Source organism: Vineibacter terrae, assembly GCF_008039615.1.
GTDB classification, from domain to species: Bacteria; Pseudomonadota; Alphaproteobacteria; order Reyranellales; family Reyranellaceae; genus Vineibacter; species Vineibacter terrae.
The window spans coordinates 126,457-141,934 of the sequence record NZ_VDUZ01000018.1; the positions used below are offsets into that span (position 1 = coordinate 126,457).

The 15,478-nt window shown below is 68.5% G+C and carries 18 protein-coding genes; 10 read left to right on the top strand and 8 right to left on the bottom strand.

Going from position 1 to position 15,478, the window contains the following annotated elements:
• The first annotated feature begins 73 nt into the window (after nucleotides 1-73).
• The gene (locus FHP25_RS17205) at nucleotides 74-1,168 is read left to right on the top strand and encodes an LLM class flavin-dependent oxidoreductase (RefSeq protein ID WP_147848171.1); all 1,095 of its coding nucleotides are present in this window, start codon (nucleotides 74-76) and stop codon (nucleotides 1,166-1,168) included.
• A gap of 112 nt (nucleotides 1,169-1,280) precedes the next feature.
• On the opposite strand, the gene FHP25_RS17210 is transcribed toward FHP25_RS17205, so the two are convergent.
• A complete protein-coding gene (locus tag FHP25_RS17210) occupies nucleotides 1,281-1,691 on the bottom strand; it encodes a DUF983 domain-containing protein (RefSeq protein ID WP_147848172.1) in 411 nt (136 codons plus the stop codon).
• A gap of 80 nt (nucleotides 1,692-1,771) precedes the next feature.
• On the opposite strand from FHP25_RS17210, the gene FHP25_RS17215 reads away from it, so the two are divergent.
• Nucleotides 1,772-3,148 (top strand): aminotransferase-like domain-containing protein, encoded by a 1,377-nt coding sequence (locus FHP25_RS17215; protein ID WP_147848173.1) that lies wholly within the window; start codon nucleotides 1,772-1,774, stop codon nucleotides 3,146-3,148.
• A gap of 136 nt (nucleotides 3,149-3,284) precedes the next feature.
• Here the strand turns inward: FHP25_RS17215 and FHP25_RS17220 are convergent, their stop codons facing one another.
• On the bottom strand, nucleotides 3,285-4,289 hold the full coding sequence (locus FHP25_RS17220) for an MBL fold metallo-hydrolase (protein WP_218578419.1): 1,005 nt from the start codon (nucleotides 4,287-4,289) through the stop codon (nucleotides 3,285-3,287).
• Nucleotides 4,286-5,077, bottom strand: a complete 792-nt coding sequence (locus tag FHP25_RS17225; RefSeq protein ID WP_147848174.1) for a hydroxyacylglutathione hydrolase — start codon at nucleotides 5,075-5,077, stop codon at nucleotides 4,286-4,288. Before FHP25_RS17225 ends, FHP25_RS17220 begins: the two co-directional genes overlap by 4 nt.
• Before the next feature lie 117 nt (nucleotides 5,078-5,194).
• Between FHP25_RS17225 and FHP25_RS17230 the strand changes: the two genes are divergently transcribed.
• The 5 genes from FHP25_RS17230 (at nucleotide 5,195) to FHP25_RS17250 (ending at nucleotide 9,588) form a co-directional block, all read left to right on the top strand.
• Nucleotides 5,195-5,368 (top strand): hypothetical protein, encoded by a 174-nt coding sequence (locus FHP25_RS17230; RefSeq protein ID WP_178133587.1) that lies wholly within the window; start codon nucleotides 5,195-5,197, stop codon nucleotides 5,366-5,368.
• A gap of 308 nt (nucleotides 5,369-5,676) precedes the next feature.
• Entirely contained in the window at nucleotides 5,677-6,669 is a 993-nt protein-coding gene (locus FHP25_RS17235; RefSeq protein ID WP_147848176.1) for a hydroxyacid dehydrogenase, read from the top strand.
• A gap of 81 nt (nucleotides 6,670-6,750) precedes the next feature.
• A complete protein-coding gene (locus tag FHP25_RS17240) occupies nucleotides 6,751-7,584 on the top strand; it encodes an enoyl-CoA hydratase/isomerase family protein (RefSeq protein ID WP_178133588.1) in 834 nt (277 codons plus the stop codon).
• Between the two features lie 231 nt (nucleotides 7,585-7,815).
• The gene (locus FHP25_RS17245; RefSeq protein ID WP_147848177.1) at nucleotides 7,816-8,658 is read left to right on the top strand and encodes an LLM class F420-dependent oxidoreductase; all 843 of its coding nucleotides are present in this window, start codon (nucleotides 7,816-7,818) and stop codon (nucleotides 8,656-8,658) included.
• A 129-nt stretch (nucleotides 8,659-8,787) separates the two neighbouring features.
• A complete protein-coding gene (locus tag FHP25_RS17250) occupies nucleotides 8,788-9,588 on the top strand; it encodes an SDR family NAD(P)-dependent oxidoreductase (RefSeq protein WP_147848178.1) in 801 nt (266 codons plus the stop codon).
• Between the two features lie 33 nt (nucleotides 9,589-9,621).
• Here FHP25_RS17250 and FHP25_RS17255 read toward each other — a convergent pair whose 3' ends face one another.
• Nucleotides 9,622-10,032 carry a type II toxin-antitoxin system VapC family toxin gene (locus FHP25_RS17255; protein ID WP_147848179.1) on the bottom strand — a complete coding sequence of 137 codons (411 nt, stop codon included), beginning with the start codon at nucleotides 10,030-10,032 and terminating at the stop codon, nucleotides 9,622-9,624.
• Nucleotides 10,022-10,273 carry a type II toxin-antitoxin system Phd/YefM family antitoxin gene (locus tag FHP25_RS17260; RefSeq protein ID WP_147848180.1) on the bottom strand — a complete coding sequence of 84 codons (252 nt, stop codon included), beginning with the start codon at nucleotides 10,271-10,273 and terminating at the stop codon, nucleotides 10,022-10,024. The genes FHP25_RS17255 and FHP25_RS17260 overlap by 11 nt, the downstream gene beginning before the upstream one ends.
• A gap of 176 nt (nucleotides 10,274-10,449) precedes the next feature.
• Between FHP25_RS17260 and FHP25_RS17265 the strand changes: the two genes are divergently transcribed.
• Nucleotides 10,450-11,778 carry an adenylate/guanylate cyclase domain-containing protein gene (locus FHP25_RS17265; RefSeq protein ID WP_147848181.1) on the top strand — a complete coding sequence of 443 codons (1,329 nt, stop codon included), beginning with the start codon at nucleotides 10,450-10,452 and terminating at the stop codon, nucleotides 11,776-11,778.
• Nucleotides 11,779-11,790: 12 nt separating this feature from the next.
• Here the strand turns inward: FHP25_RS17265 and FHP25_RS17270 are convergent, their stop codons facing one another.
• Both FHP25_RS17270 and FHP25_RS17275 read right to left on the bottom strand, forming a co-directional pair.
• Entirely contained in the window at nucleotides 11,791-12,750 is a 960-nt protein-coding gene (locus FHP25_RS17270) for an LLM class F420-dependent oxidoreductase (protein WP_147848182.1), read from the bottom strand.
• A 121-nt stretch (nucleotides 12,751-12,871) separates the two neighbouring features.
• On the bottom strand, nucleotides 12,872-14,461 hold the full coding sequence (locus FHP25_RS17275) for an ABC transporter substrate-binding protein (protein ID WP_147848183.1): 1,590 nt from the start codon (nucleotides 14,459-14,461) through the stop codon (nucleotides 12,872-12,874).
• A gap of 206 nt (nucleotides 14,462-14,667) precedes the next feature.
• Here FHP25_RS17275 and FHP25_RS17280 point away from each other — a divergent pair, with 206 nt between their 5' ends.
• On the top strand, nucleotides 14,668-14,832 hold the full coding sequence (locus tag FHP25_RS17280; RefSeq protein WP_147848184.1) for a transposase: 165 nt from the start codon (nucleotides 14,668-14,670) through the stop codon (nucleotides 14,830-14,832).
• Between the two features lie 127 nt (nucleotides 14,833-14,959).
• Here the strand turns inward: FHP25_RS17280 and FHP25_RS17285 are convergent, their stop codons facing one another.
• The gene (locus FHP25_RS17285) at nucleotides 14,960-15,253 is read right to left on the bottom strand and encodes a LexA family protein (protein WP_147848185.1); all 294 of its coding nucleotides are present in this window, start codon (nucleotides 15,251-15,253) and stop codon (nucleotides 14,960-14,962) included.
• A 37-nt stretch (nucleotides 15,254-15,290) separates the two neighbouring features.
• Between FHP25_RS17285 and FHP25_RS17290 the strand changes: the two genes are divergently transcribed.
• The coding region (locus FHP25_RS17290) for a helix-turn-helix domain-containing protein (RefSeq protein WP_147848186.1) at nucleotides 15,291-15,478 on the top strand (188 nt) is incomplete at its 3' end.

The window sequence follows — 15,478 nt, forward strand, 5'->3', positions numbered from 1 at the left end:
CCGCGCTTGCCGCGGTCCCGCGTCCATGGAAGCATTCCTCGATCGCAACAGATGAGCAGACGAGGAGACGCCCATGGACGTCGGCATGATGATGGTGTTCGCCAGCTACGGCTGGGAGAACTGTTCCGACAACCGTGTGTGGGACGAGGAGATCCGGCTCGCACGGCTGGCCGCCGACCTGGGGTTCGACTGCCTGTGGTCGGCCGAGCATCACTTCAACGACTACTCCTTCGTCCCCGACAACATCCACCTGATGACCCATCTGGCGGCGCTGTGCCCGAACATCGATGTCGGCACCGCGGCCGTGATCCTGCCATGGCACGACCCGCTGCGCGTGGCTGAGAACGCCGCGGTGCTCGATATGCTGAGCAAGGGGCGGCTGCGGCTGGGCCTGGGGCGCGGGCTGGCGCGGCGCGAGTTCGCGGCGTTCCGCATGAGCATGGACGAGTCGCGTGCCCGCTTCGACGAGGCGGCGCCGATGATCGTCCAGGCGCTGAAGACCGGCTTCATGGAGGGCGACGGGCCCTTCTACAAGCAGCCGCGCGTCGAGATCCGGCCGCGGCCGCAGCATTCGTTCGACGGCCGCATCTACGCCGTGGCGTCCAGCGAGGACTCCGTCATCTCGGCCGCCAAGCTGGGCGCCCACATGGTGATGTTCGCCGACCGGCCATGGGACATGCGCCTGCCCGTGATCGAGCGCGGCCGCGAGCTGCACCGCCAGTTCCACGGCACCGAGCCGCCCGAGATCCTGCTGACCGAGTTCGGCGTCTGCGGCACCGACCTGGCCGAGACCGAGGACGAGGCGCGCCGCTACCAGGGGAAGTTCGTCGAGAGCAACTTCTATCACTACGAGTTCCTGGGCGAGCACTTCAAGACGGTGAAGGGCTATGACTCCTACCAGCAGAAAGCCGAGATCGCGCGCCAGGCCGGCCTCGAGGGCGCGGTGAAGGGCTTCATGCAGGCGGCAAGCTGGGGCACGCCCGACAAGATTTTGCGCGGATTCGAGGAGCGCCGGCGCATCCTGGGCGACTTCCGGCTCAACATCGCCTTCCGCTTCGGCGGCACGCCGATGGCGGTGTCAGAGCGCGGCCTGCGGCTCTTCGCCAAGGAGGTCCTGCCGGTGCTGAAGTCATGGGGCCCGGTCCGCGGCGCCAAGGCGGCGGCGTAGCAATACAACACCCTGTCATCCCGAGCGCAGCGAGGGATCTCCTGCGAAAGACGCACAGTGCGCCATTCGCGGGAGATCCCTCGCTACGCTCGGGATGACAGTGAAGCTCGCTCTACCCGTTCCCGCTGGCCTGGAGTCGGCGCAGCTTCGCCTCCGCGAAGGCGTGCATGCCGAGCTGCCATTGCATGCCCACGACCGCACCCTTGACGGGCTGCAGCAGCGCCAGGCAGCTCAGCAGCGTGAGCGGGAGCCAGACCACGAATTCGAGCCACATCGGCGGCGCGTACGCCATCTCGACGGCGAACAGCAGCGGGACGATCACGTGGCCTACGATCATGATCACGAGATAGGGCGGGAAGTCGTCGGCGCGGTGGTGCGAAAACTCCTCGCCGCAAGCCGGGCAGTGGTCGACCACCTTCAGGAAACGGCGGAACAGCCTGCCCTCGGCACAGTTCGGGCAGCGCTGCATGAAGCCACGCCGCATGGCTTCTCCGAGGGTGACCTCGTCTTGCGTCGCCGTCATGGATGAAGCTCCCTTGATCCGTTCTGATCCATACAATAAGAAGGACATACCTAACAATCCAAGACAAAGAGGTCAATTGTATGGATTGGGTCCCTACATTATCCGAGTGGCAGGGGCCGGTCTTCATGCGCATCGTGCAGGCGCTGGCGGCCGATATCGCCAGTGGCCGGCTGGCGCGCGGCCAGCAGCTGCCGACGCATCGCGCGCTTGCCGGCGCGCTCGACCTCGACCTCACCACCGTCACGCGCGCCTATGGCGAGGCGCGGCGGCGCGGGCTCCTGGATGCCCATGTCGGACGCGGCACGTTCGTCTCCGAGACCACGGCCCGCGCCGCGCGCGACATTCCCTTCCAGGTCACGATCGACCTGTCGATGAACGTGCCGCCGCAGCCGGTGGAAGCCAATCTCGACCTGCGCATCACGCAGGGGCTGGAAGCCATCCAGGCCCAGTCCAGCTTCAGCGCCTTCCTGAACTACCAGCGTCCCGGCGGCAGCGACGAGGAGCGCGCCGTCGCCGCTTCCTGGCTGCGCCCGCGCCTGCCCGAGGCGAGCGCCGAGCGCCTGGTGATCTATCCCGGCAACCAGGCGATCCTGTTCAACGCGCTGCTGTCGCTGGCGTCGCGCGGCGATGTGGTGCTGACCGAGGCGCTGACGTTCCCGGGCATGAAGGCGGCGGCCGAGATGCTGGGCGTGCGTCTGATCGGCGTGGCGATGGACGAGGAGGGCGTCCTGCCCGACGCGCTGCGGGCGGCGTGCCGCGCGCATGCGCCCAAGGCGGTCTACCTCACGCCGACCCTGCACAACCCGACCACGGCGACGATGAGCGTCGAGCGGCGCGAGATCGTCGCCGATATCATCCGCCGCGCCGGCACAGTGCTGATCGAGGACGATGCCTACGGCCTGCTCGAGCCGGGGGTGCCGCCGATCGCCACCCTGATCCCTGAGCGCACCTGGCTTGCCGTCGGCCTGTCGAAATGCATCGCCCCGGCGCTGCGCGTCTCCTACCTGCTGGCGCCTGACGCGCCGGTCGAGCAGCAGATGCGCCGCAACCTGCAGGCCACGATGCAGATGCCGCCGCCGCTGATGGTGGCCCTGGTGACGCATTGGCAGCGCACGGGCGTGGCCGACAAGATCATCCTGGCGATCCGCCACGAGGCCACGGGTCGCCAGCTTCTCGCGCGCAAGCTGCTGAAGAGCATTCCGTACGCCGCGCGCAACAGCGGCCACCATCTCTGGCTGGCGCTGCCGCGGCCCTGGAGCCGCACGGCGTTCCTGGCGCACGCCCTGCGCCACGGCCTGGCCGTGGTCGGCGACGACGCGTTCTCGACCGATGGTGCGGCGGCGCCTGGGGTGCGTGTCTCGCTGGGCGCCGCGCGCAACCGCGCCGAGCTGGCCCAGGCCCTGGAGCTGCTGGCCGGCGCCCTGCGCTCGCCCGTCCAGTCCGCGCAGGTGGTTTGATCATGCCGGGAGCGCGCCACTCCAGTGGCGCACCGGCCCGAAGGGCCGGCTCTCCCGCGCGGTTCGTGGGCCGGCGCTGACGCGCCGGTGCGCCACTGGAGTGGCGCGCTCCCGGCGATGACGGAGAAGTTCCTGCCTACTTGAAATGCCAGCGGCTGCCCTGCTGCGGCATGATGAACCGCACGCCCAGGTCGTTGCCCGCTTCCAGCTCGGCCAGGATCTTCTTCTGCGGCTGCTCGGCCGTCAGCGCGTACTTGATGTGGCTGATCACCACCGGCAGGTCCTTCAGCGCATTGCCGCCGGCCAGCTGGTCGAGCTCGCGCAGCGAGCGTAGCAGCCATTGCGGCGTGAGGTGGCCGAACAGCAGGTTGTCGGGACGGTCGCTGGCGTAGGACACCTCGATCACGATGGCCTTCAGCCGGCGCTGCTTGACGCGCTCGGCGACCGCCACCCAGACATCGCGCATCCGCGTCGTCTTCTCCACCGCGTCCGGTCCGGTATCGCCGAAGCACAGCAGGGCATCGCCGTCGCTCTCGATCAGGAACGCCGTCGAGTCGACGCCGCCATGGGCCAGCGGAAAGGCGGTCACCGTCATCGCCGTGCCCTTGATCGCCGTGCTGACGGAAGGCGTCAGATCCTCGAGCGTGTACTTCTTGAGCTGCGGGGCCGTGCCGCGATCCGTGAAGTTGGGCCAGGCGCGCCAGTTGAAATACGTCTCCACCAGCGTCGCGCCGACACCGGGCAGGGCGTAGATCGGCTTCCTGCTGTCGTCGGGCGACGCGATGATCAGGCCGGCGACGTGGTCCAGATGCGCATGGCTGATGAGGTAGCCCTTGATGCGGCTGGCCAGCACATGGCCCACCCGGCTGTGGGGCGAGTCCGCGGGCACCGTGACGTCGTCGAGGGCCCCCTTCTCGTCGGCCACGCGCAGGCCGTTGACCAGGGATCCGGCATCGCAGGTGACGGCGTTGTCGTCATGGCGCGGGCGCACCAGGAAGGCGCTGAGATTGCCGTCCTGGATGCCGCCCAGGGCGCCCAGCGCGACGACATCGAAGCCGTCTGCCGCGATCGCCGCCGGCGCCAGGCACAGGCTGGCGGCAGCCGCGGCCAGGGCGGTGCGCGCCGTGCGCCGCGGTGTCACCACTTGTTGCGCAGCTCGCGCAGCTTCAGGAACACCGTCCTGGGATCGGGGTTGTCGAGCAGGTCGGGGAAGGCCTCACGCAGGCGGCGGATCACCGACGGGCTGGTGAGCCGGAAGAAGGTGTTGATCTCGCGCTCCAGCGCCAGCGTCGTGACCAGCGCCTTGGCCGGATCCTGCTTTTCCATGCCGGGCAGCATGGCCTTGGCCTTGGCGTTGTCGGGCTCGCGATCGAGCGTGAATTCGAGGTTGCGCGCGATGTAGTCGTGGCCCGGGTAGATCAGCGTGTTCTCGGGCAGCTTGTCGAGCTGGCTGGCGAAGGTGGTGTAGAGCTCGCTGGGATGGCCGCCGTTGTGGCAGTTGCCGGCGCCGGCGTTGAACAGCGTGTCGCCGCAGAACAGCGCCGGGTGATCGCCGTGCGAGCGCAGGCAGATGTGGCACATCGTGTGGCCCGGCGTGTCCAGGCACTCGAGCTCGACCGTCTTGCCGACCTTCACGACGTCACCGGCCTTCAGGCCGCGGTCCATGCCCGGGATCTTGTCCTTGGCGTTGACATGCGCCAGCACCTTGGCGCCGGTGGCCGCCACCACCTGCCGGTTGCCGCCGGTATGGTCGCCGTGCTCGTGCGTGTTGAGGACCTGGGTGATGGTCCAGCCCTTGTCCTTGGCCACGGCCAGGCACTTCTCGTGGTCCAGCGGATCGATCGCCAGCGCCTCGCCGGTCTCCTTGCAGACGATCAGATAGTTGAAGTTGCGATAGGCGTTCGCGGTCCAGATCTGTTCGACGATCATGATGCTTCCTCGCGGTGGATTGGACCGCAGTCTAGGACTGCGGCGGGTGGTCCGCCATCCCTCGGATGCTGCTGTCGTCAACCTTAGGACATGCTCTCGGCGTGGCCCGATCACTGGGTGACGCTGCTGGCCCCGATTGCCCACGGATCGACCGTCAGCTTCCCGAACCCGATCTCGATGCCGATCGCCCATTGGGGCCTGATGGCCACGATTCCCAGCAATGCCGCCAGGCCGCTGCGGACCGGCGATTTCCTGAACAAGTTCTACGGCTACGTCGCCGCCAAGAGTTGAGGCGGCGCCGCGCAAGGAGAGCTCCATGCCGCTTCGGTCCCGCCTGTTTGCCGACTGCGCGCCTTTGCAGGCGTGCCTGGAGCCCGGCGCAGCGCATGTCGTGCCCGGTGCCCAGGGCGACATGTGATGCGTATCCAGTCGGCGCTGGTGCGGCTGCGCTTCCTCGACAAGATCTTGTGATCGCCGGCGCGTTTCCGCCAGCCGAAAGAGCGCCGGACCGTGTCCGCGCGCCCCATTTGCATGGGCCGATCCTTGGGGAATGATGGCATCGTGATGCCCATGCATGCGGGACCCGGAGGGAGCGAGAGATGGCGACGAACAAGAAGCGGCTGCTGGTGCCGGACATTTTCGGCATGGCGGGGCTGGATGTGCTGAAGCGGCGCGACGATGTCGAGGTCGCGACGTTTCCGGGCACGACGCCGACGCCCGCCTTCATCGCGCGCCTGCAGGAGCTGGGCGAGGTCAACGGCGTGGCCCTTGGCGGCACGCCGTTCGGCGCCGCCGAGCGCGATGCCGCCAAGGGCCTGCAGGTCGTGGCCCGCATCGGCGTCGGCTACGACGCCGTGGACGTGCCGGCGCTGACCGCGGGCAGGATCCCGCTGATGGTGGCCGGCATCGCCAACTCGCCGTCGGTGGCTGAGCATGCCGTCTTCCTGATGATGACGCTGGCCAAGCGGGCGGCGCATTTCCACGCCATGGTGCAGGAAGGCCGCTGGGGCGCCGACCGCATGAAGCACCTGCCGATCGACCTGCTGGGCAAGACCCTGCTGATCGTGGGCTTCGGTCGCATCGGCACGCGCACCGCCAAGCGCACGCTGGTGATGGAGATGAACGTCCTCGTCTACGACCCCTACGTGAAGCCCGAGGCGATCCGCGCCGCCGGCTGCGAGCCGGTCGCCGACCTCGATGCGGCGCTGCCGCGCGCCGACTTCGTCACCATCCATTGCCCCAAGACCCCCGAGACGGTGGGCATGATCGATGCCCGGCGCCTGGCCCTGATGAAGCCCACGGCGATCCTGGTGTCGACGGCGCGCGGCGGCATCATCGCCGAGGCGCCGCTGCACGCCGCGCTCACCGGTGGCCGGCTGGCCGCGGCCGGCCTGGACGTCTTCGAGCAGGAGCCGACGCCCAAGGACAACCCGCTGCTGCGGCTGCCCAACTTCATCAGCTCGCCGCATATGGCCGGGGTCACGACCGAGGCCGTGATGCGCATGGCCCAGGCCACGGCCGAGAACATGCTGAGCGTGCTCGACGGCAAGCCCAACCGCGACAACGTCATCAACAAGGAAGTGCTGGACTGAACCCGGAGCGCGGGCGTCCCGCCCGCTCAGGAAGGCGGGACGTCGGCTCACCTGGAGGTCCACGGCAAAGGAGGAAGCGCCATGCCAGACGCGCCCACCACGATCCCAGACGCGCCTACCACGATCATCGTGTCGGATGCGGACATGATCCGCCGCATCACGCTCAACCGCCCGCAGTTCCTCAACGCCTACAACCACGTCCTGTGCGACGAGCTTGCGGCGGCGATCGAGGATTACCTGAAGCAGGACGCGCTGCGCTGCCTGGTCATCACCGGCGCCGGCCGCGGCTTCTGCTCCGGCGGCGACATCAGCGGCACCGAGCCGGCGCACGAGCGCGCCGCCCGCGTCGGCGTGCAGATCGGCCATGGCGTGGAGATGCGCGATGGCATGCACCGCGTCGTGCTGGCGCTGGCGCGCTGCGATAAGCCGGTGGTCGCCATGGTCAACGGCCCCTGCGTCGCCGGCGGCCTGGCGCTGGCGCTGGCCTGCGACTTCCGCATCGCCTCGGACCAGGCGCGGCTGGGCGACACCAGCGGCAAGTTCGGCCTGCTGCCCGACGAGGGCGGCGCCTGGCTGTTCCCGCGCTTCATGGGCCTGGACAGGGCCCTGAAGATGACGCTGCTGGCCGAGGTCTACGATGCCCATGAGGCCGAGCGCCTGGGGCTCGTCACCGAGGTGGTGCCGCATGGCGAGCTCGAGGCCAGGACCATGGCGTTCGCGCGGGCGCTGGCCGGGCAGGCGCCGCTGGCCGTGCGCCTGGCCAAGCATATGATGCAGCGGTCCGCCGACATCAGCCTCGAGCGCTCGCTGCAGGACGCCGCCCTGGCGGTGATGATCACCAACCCGTCGCAGGACGTGGCGGAAGGCAAGAAGGCGTTCGTCGGCAAGCGCAAGCCGGAATTCGCCGGGCGCTGAGTAACTTAGTCCTTCACCCGGAGGGGGAAGGTGCCCCGAATTGACGTTTCGACGCTTCGCGTCGAAACGTCAGAGGCGGATGGGGGATGTTTGAACGAATTCGCTGGTCCTAAGCCATATTGAATCCGTTGCAACATCCCCCTTCCGGCGCTTCGCGCCACCTTCCCCCTCCGGGGGAAGGAAAAGGTTACAAGCTCTGAGACAGGCGACAGGTCCACGAGGAGGAAAGCCATGCAGGTCGGCGTCACGATGTTCCCCACCGACTACGCGATCCCGCCGCACGAGCTGGCCATCGAGGCCGAGAGCCGCGGCATGGACTCGCTGTGGGTCCCGGAGCACAGCCATATCCCCACCAGCCGCAAGTCGCCCTGGCCCGGCGGCCCCGAGCTGCCCAAGCGCTACTACGACACCTACGATCCGTTCGTGTCGCTGGGCGCCGCCGCGGTCGTCACCAAGACCATCAAGCTCGGCACCGGCATCTGCCTGGTGGTGCAGCGCGATCCCATCCACACCGCCAAGGACGTCTCGACCGTGGACCGGCTGTCCAACGGCCGCCTGCTGTTCGGCGTCGGCGGCGGCTGGAACGCCGAGGAGATGGCCGACCACGGCACCGCCTTCGAGACGCGCTTCAAGCTGATGCGCGAGCGCATCCAGGCGATGAAGGAGATCTGGGCCCGCTCCAAGCCCAAGTTCTCAGGCGAGTTCGTGAAGTTCGACGAGATGATGCAGTGGCCCAAGCCGGTGCAGAAGCCGCATCCGCCGATCATCGTCGGTGGCGGCTTCCCGCACGGCGCGCGCCGCGCGATCGCCTACGGCGATGGCTGGATGCCGATCGGCGGCCGCGGCGGCGATCCGCTCGACTGGCTGCCGCGCTTCCGCCAGATGGCGTCCGAGGCCGGCCGTGATCCGGCGACGGTGCCCTTCGTCCTGTTCGGCCTGGCCATGCAGGAGAGCGAGGTGAAGCGCCATCGCGACGCCGGCGTCGACCATATCGTCTTCATGCTGCCCTCGGAGCCGCGCGACAAGGTGCTGCCGCTGCTCGACCAGGCCGCGGCGCTCAAGCGCAGCCTCTGAGGGCGCCGTCATCCCGGTAGCCTTCATGGTGAGCCTTGTCGAACCATGAAGGCCTCGCACGGCATGGGTCGCTTCATGGTTCGACAAGCTCACCATGAAGCGCTGGAGAATCAAGGAGGGCAAGACGACATGCAGCATCCAGGACGTCTGGCCGGCAAGGTCGCGATCGTGACCGGCGGCGCCTCGGGCATCGGCGCCGAGACGGCAAGGGTGTTCGCGCAGCAGGGCGCATCCGTGCTGCTGACCGACATGAATACCGCCTTGGGCACGGAAGTGGCCGAGGAGATCAAGCGCAACGGGGGCACGGCGCTGTTCGCGGCGCAGGACGTGCGCGACGAGGCGGCATGGGCGCAGATCGCGGCCCAGGCCGAGGGCGCCTGGGGCCGCCTCGACATCCTGTGCAACATCGCCGGCATCTCCGGCCGCGACCCCAGGCTCAACATCCAGGCCGGGCAGACGGCCGGGCCGCGGCTGGCGGAGCAGACCCTGGAGCAGTGGAACCAGGTCATGGCCATCAACGCCACCGGCGTCTTCCTCGGCACGCGGGCGGTGATTCCGGCGATGCAGCGCGCCGGCGGCGGCTCGATCATCAACATCTCGTCGATCTGCGGCATCGTCGGCTCGCACGCCAACGCCGCCTACCACGCCTCCAAGGGCGCGGTGCGCATCTTCTCCAAGGCCGCCGCCATCCAGTACGCGCCCGACCGCATCCGGGTGAACTCGGTGCATCCCGGCTTCGTCGACACGCCCATGACCCAGCCCGGCCACGCCAACCCGGAGGTTGCGCGCCGGCGGATGGAGGCGACGCCGCTGGGCCGCTTCGGCACGCCCTACGACATCGCCGCCGGCTGCCTCTACCTCGCCTCCGACGAAGCGGCCTGGGTCACCGGCACCGAGCTGGTGATCGACGGTGGCATGACGGCGAACTGAGGAGGGCCGGCGGACGGTCAAGTTTCCGGGATCCTACCGGCTGGCGTCCTGGGCTGCGACGTAGCCGCCCTCGGCGTAGCGCAGGATCGCCTTGTCCGCAGTCAGCAATGGCGCGCCGATATGGCGCGCCGACGCGATGATGATCCGGTCGGCAGGATCCTTCAGCGCGACGCCGGGAAGGCGGACGCTGTCCACCGCGATCGCGGGCAGCAAGGGCGTCAGCCGCACGCCGCGCAGGCTCAGCGCCATGTCGATCCAGGCGCCCGCTTCCGTGCCGAGCGTGATGCGTCCCCTTTGCGCCAGCAGCGCGATCTCCCAGGGCGTGATCGCCGAGACATGCAGCGCGTCGGCGTCGGTGGCCGCATCGATCGCGCGTCGGGCAAGCTTGCCGAGCCGGGCGTCGTCCTGCACTGCCCATATCAGCACGTGGGTATCAACCAGCATCGCGGACCGCTTTCCAGTCGCCGGGATCGGCGGCTGGACTGAACGGGTCGTCGAAGCGCAGCACCGAGCCCCGCATGGCGCCGATGATGCTGTGCCGCTTGAACGGCTCCCTGACGGGCGTCAGCACGGCGACAGGCTTGCCCCGCTTGGTGATGGTGACGGGTTCATGATCCCGGTTCATCTGATCGATGATGCGCAGGCATGCCGCCTTGAACTCAGCCGCGCCGACCCGCTTGCCCATGATGTATACCTTTCATAGTCAAGTGTACAAGTAAGATAGGCATATGGACCGGCTGAGGCAAGCCGTGCAGGGCTTGCCGCTCTCGCCGTGAAGGGGCGAAGGGGAATCCTGCGCTGTTTTCTTCCCTGTCCCGCTTCAGTACCTTGCTGCCTCGACGCGACCATCCGCCGGCGGTCATGCACAGGCCTGAAACGCGTTACGCGCGCTGCGGTGACATCGACATCGCCTACCAGGTGGTGGGAGATGGCCCGCTCGACCTGCTCTATGCGCCGGGCTGGCTCAGCCATGTCGAGTATGGCTGGGAGAGCCCGCAATACGCGCGCTTCCTGCGCCGGCTGGCGCGCTTCTCGCGGCTCATCATCTTCGACAAGCGCGGCACCGGACTGTCCGACCGCGATGCCGGCTTCCCGACGCTGGAGCAGCGCGCCGAGGATATCCGGGCGGTGCTCGACGCCGCCGGCTCGCGCCAGTCGGCGCTGCTGGGCGTCTCCGAGGGCGGCAACATGGCCTCGGTCTTCGCCGCAACCTGGCCCGAGCGTGTCAGCGCGCTGGTGCTCTACGGCTGCTTCGCGCGCAACGCCTGGGCGCCCGACTATCCTTGGGGCCAGACGCGCGAGCGGCTGGAGCAGTCCACCGCCTTGCTGCTGGAGAACTGGGGCCGGCCCTTCAACCTCGAGGACGCCGCGCCCAGCGTCGCCGGCGACGCCCGCATCCAGGAATGGTTCGCCGCCTATCTGCGCTTCTCGGCCAGCCCGCGCGCCGCGGCGATGATCAAGCGCCTGAACTTCGAGATCGACATCCGCGGCGTCCTGCCGGCGATCCAGGCCCCGACGCTGGTCCTGCAGCGCGTGGGCGATCGCTGGACGCTGCTGGAGGAGGCGCGCTACCTGGCCGGGCTCCTGCGCCACGGCACGTTCCGCGAGCTGCCGGGCGAGGATCATCTGCCGTGGTACGGCGACCAGGATCAGCTGGCCGGCGAGATCGAGGAGTTCCTGACCGGCAGCCGCTCGGCCGCGACAACCGGACGGGCGCTGATGACCGTGCTGATGACGGACATCGTCGGCTCGACCGCCTTGCTGAGCGCCATGGGCGACGACCGTTGGCGCGCGGTGCTGGAGGACTTCGACACCGCCGTCAGCCGGCGCGTGGCAGCCTTCGACGGCCGCAAGGTCAAGCACACCGGCGACGGCTACCTGCTGGCGTTCACCGGGCCGACCCTGGCCGTCGAATGCGCCCAGGCCCTGATCCGCGACGCCCGGACGCGGGGGCTGGACCTGCGCACCGGTATTCATACCGGCGAGTGCGAGCGCCGCGGCGATGATCTCAGCGGGCTCGCCGTGCATCTCGCGACGCGCATCATGGCCGAGGCGCCGCCCGGCGCGATCCTGGCGTCGCGCACCGTGAAGGACCTCGCCGTTGGCTCCGGCCTGCGCTTCGCGCACGCCGGGCGTCGCGAGTTCAAGGGAATCCCCGACACCTGGGATCTCTACGCGCTGGCCGGTTGACACCGCGCCGGCTTACAGCTTCTCGATCACCGCTTGGCGGAACCGGCGCATCTCGGCCAGCACCGCCGCTGCGTCGGGGCGGCCGAAATCGATGTCGACGGCCGTGACGCCACTGTCGCGCAGCGCCCGCAGGTCGCCCAGGATGTCGGCATCGCTGCCGCAGAACAGCCGCCGCTCGCCATCCGATGCGACTGGCGGCACGTCCGCGCCGTACCGCTTCACGCGATAGGCGACGCCGATCGACGCCGGATCGCGCCCGGCATCGGCGGCCGTGCGGCGCAGGCGCGCGATGCCGGCCTGCAGTCGCGGCAGCGTGTCGAGCAGGTGCCGGTTGTTGCTGCCGATCGGGTACCAGGCGTCGCCGACGCGGGCGGCGCGACGCAGCGCCGGCCCGCTCTCGCCACCGACCCAGATCGGCGGATGCGGGCGCTGCAGCGGCTTGGGCTCGAAGACGATGCCGTCGAAGCGCGTGTAGCGGCCGGCGAACCGCGGCGCCGGCTGGGTCCACAGCGCCCGGAACGCGTCGATGTACTCGTCCGTGACGGCGCCGCGCTCGGGATAGGGCGTGGTGACGACGGCATCGAACTCGGCCTTCAGCCAGCCGGCGCCGATGCCGACGACCAGCCGCCCGCCCGACAGCACGTCGAGCGTCGCCAGCATCTTGGCGGCCAGCACCGCGGGGCGGTGCGGCACGACCAGCACCGCCGCGACCAGGCGGATGCGCGCCGTCTTGGCCGCGACATAGGCCATGCCGATCAGCTGCTCGTGCCGTTCGGTGGGCGCCGCCTCGTAGAACTCGCCGCTTTCCGAATAGGGATAGCCCGGCACCTTGGTGTCGGGCAGCACCACGTGGTCGGTCATGGTGAGATAGTCGAAGCCCATCGCCTCGCCTTGCCGGGCGATCTCGGTCATGGCGCCGACCTCGGCCAGCGGGCCGGAGTTGGGCAGATTGAAGCCGATCTGCATGGTCATAGGCTCCAGTAGCCTTCATGGTGAGCCCCGTCGAACCATGAAGGCTTCGCACAGGCAGTGGTGCGGCGCTTCATGGTTCGACAAGCTCACCATGAAGCGCATTCTTCGGTGATCGCGCCGCCTACCTGTCGAGCCACACGTCCTCGAAGCGGAAGCCGTTGTAGACGCTGTTGACGTTGGCGATGTAGCCCTTGACGAAGGGCTGCATGCAGGTGGCGGCGCGGTTCCACATGATCACCGGCCGCGCCCCGTCCTCGAGCAGGCGGCGGTCGATCTCCCACACCAGCTGGCGGCGCTTGCCGGGATCGGTCTCGGCCGATTGCTGCTCGACCAGCCTGTCGATCTCGGGATTGCAGTAGCCGGTGTAGTTGCGCTCCGACTTGCAGGAGAAGTTCTCGAAGAAATTCTGGTCGGGGTCGTCGACGCCGTTGCCGGTGGTGTTGAGGCCCACCGAGTAGGTCTTGCGTCCCACCCGGGTGAACCAAAGCGACGTCTCGATGATCTCGACCTCGGCGTCGATCCAGATCTCCTTGAGCTGGTCGGCCAGGATCACGGCCGGGTCCTTGTACAGCGAGATGTCGCGCGTCGAGACCTTCAGCGGCAGGCGCTTGTCGGGCCCGTAGCCTGCCTTGCGCATGATCGCGCGCGCCTCGGCGCGGTTCTTCTCGACGTCGGGGCCGTAGCCGGGCACGGCGGCGAGGATCTCGGCCGGCAGTCCCCAGACACCGTCGGCCGGCGGCTGCATGGTGCCGCCGACCTCGGCATTGCCCTGGTTGAGGATGTCGATGAAGGCCTTGCGGTCGATCGCCAGCACCAGCGCACGCCGCAGCTCGGGATTGTCGAAGGGTGGCGCATCGCGGTTGACGATCAGGTTGGTGCTGTTGTTCATCGACGTGACCTGGCACGCCGATCTCGGCGCCTGCTTCTTGAGGTCGGCGAGCAGCGGCATGGTCACCTCCCAGGGGAAGGTGAGGTCGAAGCGGCCCGACACGAAGCCCAGTATCGCCGTGCCGCGGTTGGGCACGATCGTGAACTCGATGCCGTCGAGATACGGCCGCCCCTTCTTCCAGTAGTCCGGGTTGCGGGCCAGCTTGATGCCTTCGTTCTGCTTGAACTCGACGAACTTGAACGGGCCGGTGCCGACCGGCCTGGTGCGCATCTGCGCCGCCGGCACGTGGCAGGGATAGATCGGCGCATAGCCCGAGGCCAGCAGCGCCAGCAGCGACGGCTGCGGCCGCTGCAGGTGGATCGTCGCCTGCAGGTCGCCATCGGCCGCGACCCGCTCGATGTTGCCGTACCACGACTTGCGCGGGTTGCGCCGCAGCTTCTGCTCGCCCTTGCCGGTCAGCAGGTCGAACGAGCACACGACGTCGCGCGCCGTGAACGGCTTGCCGTCGTGCCAGGTGACGCCGTCCTGCAGCTTGAAGGTGAGAGCCGTGCCGTCGGCGCTCCACGCCCATGACCGTGCGAGGTCGGGCACGATCGAGCCCAGGCTGTTCTGCGCCACCTGCTGGTCGAACAGCACCAGGTTGTTGAACAGCGCCATGAATGGCACGACCGTGGAGTTGGTCGCTTCCTCGTAGATCGAGGCGCTGGGCGGGTTGTCCCGATGATAGGCCCTGAGCACGCCGCCACTCTTCTGGGCGAGGGCCATGTCGGTGAGGCCGGCGAAAGCGACGAGCGCGACGCCGAGGAGAGCCCTTGGCCGCATTGGTCGTTCTTCCCTGTGCGCGCCATGTGTCGAGCCATGGCTTCCGCCAGCCAGTCTATCGTGTCCCGTGCCGTGCCGCGAGCCGCTTGAGGGCCAGACATGAACGGCGGTGTGAGACCAGCGGCAAGCGCCAGCGGCAAAGGACTCCGCAAGCGGCTCTGGCGTGGGACGCGCAGGCCAGCGCCACCGAGCGGCGCGTGGCGGACATGACGGAACGCTTGAGCCGGTTGAACGGCATTGGCCCTGTGATCACCGTCACGTTGGCCGGCGAGGTGCATTGGCGCGATTTCGTGAACCGGCGGCAGGTCGGCAGCTATGTCGGCCTGACCGGGCGGAGGGTGCCGGCTGCGGCGATCAAGGGCGCGGCGTAGGACAAGGCGGATGCCGCCGGCAATCGCGGCAGCGGCCGCGGCGAACGCGCCGTCCCGCCGGGCGAGTTCTGCGGCACACAGGACGAGCACAAATTCGTCGTCCCGATCTAGTACCTCGTCACAGAGGTTATGACGGGTTGCTGTTGAGCCAGGGGAGGATTGGCAGGTCTTGAGGGTCGACCAGGATCTGGATGCTTCGTGCGACACCGGGCTGGCGGCGGATGAGGCCGGCGCGCTCGAGGCCGAGAACCATCTGATGGACTGAAGGGGGGCTGACGCGGAAGTGGCGTTGCATGTCGGCTTCGGCAGGAGCCCGGTGGAACATGCGGGCGTAGACATGGATGAAGGCCAGATACTGGCCTTGCTTTTCGGTGAAGCGATGCGGGCCGGTGGCGCGCGCGGTGCCTGATTTGTGACTCATCGCTGGATTCGTCTGGTCTCCCCTCAAGGAGATCAGAATGAATGTACGGTACCGGGTCGAGCTGAGCCAAGAGGAACGCGCGCAGCTGGCGGCGCTGTTGAGCGGCGGCAAGCATGCGGCGCGCAAGCTCAAGCGGGCGCAGATCCTGCTGGCGGCCGATGCCGGCGCCAGCGACGAGCAGATCGCCGGCACGATTGGCGTGAGCGGCTCGACAGTATACCGAAC

Excerpts from the sequence above, each read along its gene's own strand:
- FHP25_RS17260 (WP_147848180.1), bottom strand. The coding sequence starts at position 10,273 with ATGGGCAAGCGGGTCGGCGCGGCTGAGTTCAAGGCGGCATGCCTGCGC.
- FHP25_RS17270 (WP_147848182.1), bottom strand. The coding sequence starts at position 12,750 with ATGACCATGCAGATCGGCTTCAATCTGCCCAACTCCGGCCCGCTGGCC.
- FHP25_RS17240 (WP_178133588.1), top strand. The coding sequence starts at position 6,751 with ATGCCAGACGCGCCCACCACGATCCCAGACGCGCCTACCACGATCATC.
- FHP25_RS17275 (WP_147848183.1), bottom strand. The coding sequence starts at position 14,461 with ATGCGGCCAAGGGCTCTCCTCGGCGTCGCGCTCGTCGCTTTCGCCGGC.
- FHP25_RS17250 (WP_147848178.1), top strand. The coding sequence starts at position 8,788 with ATGCAGCATCCAGGACGTCTGGCCGGCAAGGTCGCGATCGTGACCGGC.
- FHP25_RS17225 (WP_147848174.1), bottom strand. The coding sequence starts at position 5,077 with ATGATCGTCGAACAGATCTGGACCGCGAACGCCTATCGCAACTTCAAC.
- FHP25_RS17255 (WP_147848179.1), bottom strand. The coding sequence starts at position 10,032 with ATGCTGGTTGATACCCACGTGCTGATATGGGCAGTGCAGGACGACGCC.
- FHP25_RS17215 (WP_147848173.1), top strand. The coding sequence starts at position 1,772 with ATGGATTGGGTCCCTACATTATCCGAGTGGCAGGGGCCGGTCTTCATG.
- FHP25_RS17235 (WP_147848176.1), top strand. The coding sequence starts at position 5,677 with ATGGCGACGAACAAGAAGCGGCTGCTGGTGCCGGACATTTTCGGCATG.
- FHP25_RS17205 (WP_147848171.1), top strand. The coding sequence starts at position 74 with ATGGACGTCGGCATGATGATGGTGTTCGCCAGCTACGGCTGGGAGAAC.
- FHP25_RS17245 (WP_147848177.1), top strand. The coding sequence starts at position 7,816 with ATGCAGGTCGGCGTCACGATGTTCCCCACCGACTACGCGATCCCGCCG.
- FHP25_RS17265 (WP_147848181.1), top strand. The coding sequence starts at position 10,450 with ATGCACAGGCCTGAAACGCGTTACGCGCGCTGCGGTGACATCGACATC.
- FHP25_RS17285 (WP_147848185.1), bottom strand. The coding sequence starts at position 15,253 with ATGAGTCACAAATCAGGCACCGCGCGCGCCACCGGCCCGCATCGCTTC.
- FHP25_RS17280 (WP_147848184.1), top strand. The coding sequence starts at position 14,668 with ATGACGGAACGCTTGAGCCGGTTGAACGGCATTGGCCCTGTGATCACC.
- FHP25_RS17210 (WP_147848172.1), bottom strand. The coding sequence starts at position 1,691 with ATGACGGCGACGCAAGACGAGGTCACCCTCGGAGAAGCCATGCGGCGT.